Genomic DNA, 6,248 nt, shown 5'->3' on the forward strand with positions numbered 1-6,248 from the left:
ATTTTTTCAACAGATTAGGATTGTATTTAAATATTTAGTAAAACAATATTATAGCGTAATTAGTTTTAAAGATAAAAAGAGAGGTAATTAAAATGTTAATTGTATCAGACTTACAAGAAATTTATGGCGTTGCTGAAAACATTGATAGCTTGTATGACACTATCACTCACGATTTAGGGCTTGATGAATGGCAATAAGGCTACTAGCAACCCTAACAGATATGAAATGATCCTCGTTAAAAGGGGACGGAAACCAAAAAGGATTAAGACGGGTTGAAAAGCGTGTAGGGGTATGATATATAAATATTTGATATGGCAAGAACAATAGGAGTGACTGGTATGGCTGAAACAGCAGCACAAAAACGAGCAACAAAAAAATATCGTGATCAGCATAAAGACAGATATGCTTGCCAACTATACGTACGACATGCAAAAGCAATCATTGATCCTGATCCGGACAAAAACGCAACAATGTACGATCACCTGCAAAAAGCAGTAGCAGCCGGTGAATTTGACCACAAAAAAGCGTTGCTAGAATTGCGGGAAATGATTGATAATAAGCTAAAAGAACTGTAAAAGCAAAAAAGCATGCTTTTCTAATGACAAAAGATATGAAATGATCCTCGTTAAAAGGGGACGGAAACAAAGTATTGGGAAAACTACCATAAAGATAGCAGAAAAAAGAATTAAGACGAAAACTTAAGTAGTACTACCTTGTTTAAAAATACAGTATGAATAATCTGATTACCATGGATCATTAGTCTAACACTGTGATATAACAGTCTAAACAAGGAGGCACAAAAGATGAAGACTACACAAGCGCAAAGACGAGCAACGGACACGTACCGTAAAAAGAACCCAGAAAAGATTCGCTATCAAAACACTTTGGGAAGTGCTAGGTCTTTCATTAACCCTAAAACTGAAAAAATGAAAAACAACATTAAAGTCGCAACAGAAGACGGACACTTCAATTATCTTGAAGATTTAAAGTCATTAAGAGAATTGATTGATGACAGAATTAAGAAACTAGAAGCTAATAAATAAAAAGCAGATATAAAATGATCCTCGCTAAAAGGGGACAAACTATTTTATTAATTGATATACTCTCCTATTTTTGTCTATATTAAAAAGCCTCCTATGGATGAGTTTCCTCAATGCTATAGGAACCGGAAGTGATATTATAACTGCCATATTGACAACCGTTGAATCATAACAACCATTTGGCAGCTGCCTTTGTGATAAAAAATATGGCTTGATCAGCTGGTGGCCTTGAAAATACCTACTATTCGCTGATTTCGGATCAGAAGTAGGTACTTGAATATTCAGTCGGCCTAACTTTACCTACTCTTGATCCTTTTTTTCGAAATCGTAGGTAAAATTGTATATTTGAGAGGTGATTGGGTTAGACCAACTTTGTGAATTGCCTACTATTGCGCGAATTTTATCAAATGGTAGGTAGTGTTAAGGATCCCTAACTTGATATACATTAATTTTTACCTACTATGCATCGATTTTCGAAAAAAGTAGGTAATGATGAATTCTTCATACGTTATTATGCAGGGTTTCTTGCATAAAGCACGCTAACGATGTTTGACAGCGATTTTTGCCTCTAGCAGTTCACTAAACTCATTGACCAAGACAATCGCACCGACTATGGAGCCCGCGTACATTCAGCCTTTTTCTATTAAAGTCTTGGAACGGGCGGTAGCGATATTTTCAGCAGGGCATGCATTCGTTTCCCAAAAATCAGCAAAAACAAAATCGTCGGCCTGGATGCTTACGACATCTGGGTCGGCGATTATTTATCATTAATGAATGGACTATTTGATTGTGCCATCCAGGTTGAATAATGGCAGTTTACCTAAGAATACCACGTCATCCCGATCAGCAGCGGCGCCTTCAGCTAGGATGGCAGCCTTGGCAACGATTTGGCAGCCAGCCAGATTAAGCAGCTTTTCGGCTGATTTTAAAGAGCCCCCGGTACTGACCACGTCATCGACTAAGACGACCGACTTTCCCTTGAGTTCGGCAGCATCGGCCCCGTCAAGCACGAGCAGCTGTTGTCCCTTGGTCGTAATGGAGTCAACAGCAGTCGTCAATGGATTTTCCATGTAGCCCTTGACTGACTTGCGGATCACGAATGAACGGGGATGACCGGACAAAAGACTGAGGTCATGTGCCAAGGTGATACCCTTGCTTTCCACGGTTACGACATAATCAAACTTTTTAGGCAGCTTGGGCAAAAGCAGTTCAGCCGCTGTTTTGGACATAGCATCGTCGCCCAGCAGCACGAATGAGGCAATGGCGGTGTCGTCACTGATGGGAATCAATGGCAGGTCACGAGTTTGGTCGCCAACGGTAATACGATATTTTTTCATAATAGTTTCCTCCTAAAGCGCGGCTAACAGCGGCAAGACGACTTTCAGCAAGCCTCCGGACAACAGGCCCACGAATGGATCAACCAACGCGGTAATGATCATTGTCGTGGCGGCGACCAGCTGTTCTTTGCCAGCCAGTGCGGTGGCGGCATTTTCTGGGAAGGTGACAAACATCCCCAAAACCAGCAGGAACCCAGCGATTGACGCGCTCGGAACGTACCTGCCAATCTTAGGCAGCCAGCCGGCAAACAGAATCACGGCCATGATCAGCATCATCAGACACCCAGCGATGACCGGCTCCGGCGCGCTGGCAGTTGCCGAGATAATAGTTTCCACCGGCGCCCCGCCTAAAAGACTGGTTCCCATGTCGGCCAGTGCCTGTGAGGTTGTCAGCAGGTTTAAGTTGACGGGATTAGGCTTGATGCCGGTCATTTGCCCCGTGATCAAACCATATGACAGGTTGGCGCCGATGTTTAGACAGGCTAGACTGAGCGCGCCCCGCACGATTCGTGGATTAAGAGTCGGCTTGGTGAAGATAAAGCGGCGCATCGTCACGTTAGCGGGCAGCTCATTGCGGTAGTGCTCGCCAAAGACGGCATACAGGCTGGAACCAATGACTGAAAGACAGATCGTCCAGACCAAGTCGTTTGAGATCAAATAAGTAACCACCGCGATGGCAATTGAAACCCAGCCAGTGAAACTCTTTTGACTATTCTTGGCCATTTCAAGCGCGATTTTGGCCAGCATGATGCCAACACCGGCCATCATCCCGGTAATGATATGGTTGCCCAGCATTCCGACGATCTTGGTCAAGGTACCAGTCAGACCGATAATGGCCATGATGATCGAGCCACCAAAGATGATTGACGTGTATTCCTTGGTATTGCGGCCCAGATTGCCGGTCAGTGCCAGCGATTCAGCTTGAAACGAAACCGGGGCGACCGAATTAAAGATAAAGTTGATCGCACAAACCAGCAGAAACGAGAACGTGGTTGGGAACACCGCGAATCCAAGGCTCAGGGCCATGATACCTTGGGGAATTCCGTTTAAGACCACGCCGATTGCAGCGATCAAGTCAGCAAACCAATGCATATTCTCCTCCTAAAACACGAACATTAAACAATGAAAATAACTAAATAAAGGCAATTTACTTGAACATTATTAGGCTTATCGCCTGGGATTGTCAAGATAATATTAAAAATACCGGTTTCCAAGTCAAATGGAAGCCGGCAACCGTCAAAAGACTCAATTTAGAACCGCAATTGTAGATCAACTATAATATAATTGAAGAAACGGCACGATCAAATTTCAGCCAATCATGATTAAGCGGGGATGATTATGAGCAAACAAATCAAAGATCCATTAATATTTGAGACGCCTTATCGTAAAGACACGGCCGCGCATCTGGATGAAGAGATTGAAAAACGCTACCCAGGCAAGTATCACGAACAAGAACTTTTGACTGAGTATCCAACGGTCTACATCATTGATAATCAAGGTAAGCAGAGTAATTACAAAGAAGACTATACGGTTTATGTCGGCGAGACCATCGACATTCAACGGCGGACGCTGGAGCATTTGGATGCCGATCCGGAAACACGCCAGGACTGGGAGGAGCTGCGCAATGCCAAAAACGCGCACATGTTTGTGATTGGCCACGAGCATTTCAATAAATCGCTGGCCTTAGATATTGAAAATCGCATGATGCAGTATCTGAGCAGCGTGGACGTCATTTCCAAGCTGAACAACCGCCGCGAGAACGCCCAGCGCAAGTACTACACGAGCGAAGAGTTCATTCCGATTTTTAATCGTATCTGGGATAAGCTGGGTGAAAACAAGAAGTACCATAACTTGTTTCCACCACGGCGTATTCTGGAAAAATCTGCCATCTTTAAGGCCTCACCATTCAATAAGCTGACTGATGAGCAGGCTATGGCCAAACGCAAGATTTTAAAAACTGTCGAGCAAGCCCTGGCAACCGATCAGACCGGCCAGTTGGTTTTGGTGACTGGCGAAGCAGGGGCCGGCAAGACGGTTTTGATGAGCAATATCTTTTATGAATTAGCCAAGCAAGATCATCTCAATGCCGTCATGATGGTCAATCATCCCCAGCAGCTCAAGGTTTACCAGCAGATCGTCAAAAAGCTGGGGATAGGTGATGATGAAACGGTCATCAAGCCATCTCGCTTCATCAATCGCTATGATGAAAATCATCAAGCAGACGTGGCCTTTATCGATGAGGCACATTTGTTGTGGACCCAGCAGAATCAAGGCTATCACGGCCATGGCAACAATCAGCTGCTCGATATTCTGCAGCGGGCCAAAGTCGTCTTGGCGGTTTATGATCACAAGCAGGTACTGACGGCCGATGAGATCATGGAAAATGAAGATTGGCAGCATCTCAAGCGACTGGCCGGCGATAAGGTGATTCGGCTCAAAAATCAAATGCGGATTGCGGCCTCGGATGAAACGATTCGCTGGATTCGCGACTTCGTGGATCAGCGCCGCATCTATCCGATTCCAGTCGACGACAGCTATGATCTGCAGATTTTTGATGATCCGCGCGCAATGGAACAGGCAATTGCCAGGTTTAACGCTGAGGATCATGGCCATGGCATCAGTCGGATGGTGGCAACGTTTGACTGGAAATATTCTAGCAGCAAGCCCAAAGATGGCAGCTACTGGTGCGTCAGTGAAGGGAATTGGTCGATGCCTTGGAATCTGCAGCTGAAAAGCAACGTCAAAAAAATCAATGGTGTCAAATACAGCGACCTTTCCTGGGCCGAACAGCCGCATACGATTCACGAGATCGGCTCAACCTATACCGTCCAGGGCTTTGATCTTAATCATGTCGGCGTAGTCATCGGTCCATCGGTGAAGTATCGCGATGGCAAGGTCATTTTTGATCCGAGCGCCAGTGCCAATAAAAAAGCCGTTCAGCGTCGGACGATGAAAGATCACTCTAAGCAAAGATTTGGCGAGCAGCTGCTACACAACGAATTGAACGTTTTGCTGACGCGGGGCGTGCACGGCCTATATCTGCACGCCGTCGATCCGCAGCTGCAGGCGGCCTTAAAACGGGCAGCCATGGGTAAGAGACAAAAATAATCTGGCTTATGCAATTGGCAAAGAACAGCCGGGTTATGGAACGAGACGCAATCAGTAATTTTGGAGAGGAAGTTTTATTCAATGGATGAATTTGAAAAAATGGCTAGCGGGCGGCTGTACAATCCAGCTGACCCCAAGCTGGATGCCTATCATCTGCAGCGCATGGCTTTGTGCCAACAGCTGAATCAGACTTCGATTTTGGATCAGCAAACGGTTGAGCGGTTAAAAACAGAGCTGATTCCTTCATCCAAGGGGAAATCGCTAGGACTGTTTTTGCCATTTTATTGCGAATACGGTACCAATATCCACGTTGGCAAAGAATGCTTTATTAATTATCACTGTACTTTTTTAGACGTTGCGCCAGTTACGCTTGGTGACAATGTTTGGCTGGGCAGTGGGGTAACGATTGCCACGCCATGTCATCCATTTTTGCCTAAGGAGCGTCTGGCGGCTCAATATCCCGATGGTTATCATAATCTGGAATATGCCAAGCCGGTCACGATTGAGCCAAACTGCTGGATTTGCGCCAACGCTACGATTACTGGCGGGGTGACGATTGGCGAAGGCAGTATCGTGGCTGCCGGCGCCGTGGTAACTAAGGATGTCCCTGCTAATTCTTTGGTAGCCGGCGTGCCCGCGCGCGTGCTTCGCCAGCTGGACGAAAAAGACCGCCTCGATGTCTGGCAGACTTATCAGCAAGGTGAAATACCGCGTTCGCTACGAGAAAAGGAACGCGGCTGATAAGTTTAGGCTAAGATAGCTG

General features: G+C 45.6%; 6 protein-coding genes. 4 read left to right on the forward strand and 2 right to left on the reverse strand.

Annotated elements, in window-relative coordinates:
• Positions 1–338 precede the first annotated feature (338 nt).
• On the forward strand, positions 339–575 hold the full coding sequence (locus tag ACLUWI_RS09785) for a hypothetical protein (protein WP_412147170.1): 237 nt from the start codon (positions 339–341) through the stop codon (positions 573–575).
• A gap of 228 nt (positions 576–803) precedes the next feature.
• Complete coding sequence (locus ACLUWI_RS09790) at positions 804–1,043, forward strand: hypothetical protein (RefSeq protein ID WP_242075274.1); 240 nt, start codon at positions 804–806, stop codon at positions 1,041–1,043.
• Positions 1,044–1,819: 776 nt separating this feature from the next.
• Here the strand turns inward: ACLUWI_RS09790 and ACLUWI_RS09795 are convergent.
• The gene (locus ACLUWI_RS09795) at positions 1,820–2,377 is read right to left on the reverse strand and encodes a phosphoribosyltransferase family protein (RefSeq protein WP_412147171.1); all 558 of its coding nucleotides are present in this window, start codon (positions 2,375–2,377) and stop codon (positions 1,820–1,822) included.
• A gap of 12 nt (positions 2,378–2,389) precedes the next feature.
• A complete protein-coding gene (locus tag ACLUWI_RS09800; protein WP_412147172.1) occupies positions 2,390–3,469 on the reverse strand; it encodes an NCS2 family permease in 1,080 nt (359 codons plus the stop codon).
• A 246-nt stretch (positions 3,470–3,715) separates the two neighbouring features.
• Here ACLUWI_RS09800 and ACLUWI_RS09805 point away from each other — a divergent pair, with 246 nt between their 5' ends.
• Together ACLUWI_RS09805 and ACLUWI_RS09810 are read left to right on the forward strand one after the other, a co-directional pair.
• Complete coding sequence (locus tag ACLUWI_RS09805; protein ID WP_412147173.1) at positions 3,716–5,485, forward strand: DNA/RNA helicase domain-containing protein; 1,770 nt, start codon at positions 3,716–3,718, stop codon at positions 5,483–5,485.
• 81 nt (positions 5,486–5,566) lie between these two features.
• The gene (locus tag ACLUWI_RS09810; RefSeq protein WP_272217231.1) at positions 5,567–6,226 is read left to right on the forward strand and encodes a sugar O-acetyltransferase; all 660 of its coding nucleotides are present in this window, start codon (positions 5,567–5,569) and stop codon (positions 6,224–6,226) included.
• The last annotated feature ends 22 nt before the right edge of the window (positions 6,227–6,248 follow it).

This window comes from Limosilactobacillus mucosae (assembly GCF_046939755.1).
GTDB lineage: Bacteria > Bacillota > Bacilli > Lactobacillales > Lactobacillaceae > Limosilactobacillus > Limosilactobacillus mucosae_A.

Bases quoted from the DNA above. Each gene is read 5' to 3' on its own strand.
- ACLUWI_RS09785 (WP_412147170.1), top strand. From the start codon at position 339: ATGGCTGAAACAGCAGCACAAAAACGAGCAACAAAAAAATATCGTGAT.
- ACLUWI_RS09790 (WP_242075274.1), top strand. From the start codon at position 804: ATGAAGACTACACAAGCGCAAAGACGAGCAACGGACACGTACCGTAAA.
- ACLUWI_RS09795 (WP_412147171.1), bottom strand. From the start codon at position 2,377: ATGAAAAAATATCGTATTACCGTTGGCGACCAAACTCGTGACCTGCCA.
- ACLUWI_RS09800 (WP_412147172.1), bottom strand. From the start codon at position 3,469: ATGCATTGGTTTGCTGACTTGATCGCTGCAATCGGCGTGGTCTTAAAC.
- ACLUWI_RS09805 (WP_412147173.1), top strand. From the start codon at position 3,716: ATGAGCAAACAAATCAAAGATCCATTAATATTTGAGACGCCTTATCGT.
- ACLUWI_RS09810 (WP_272217231.1), top strand. From the start codon at position 5,567: ATGGATGAATTTGAAAAAATGGCTAGCGGGCGGCTGTACAATCCAGCT.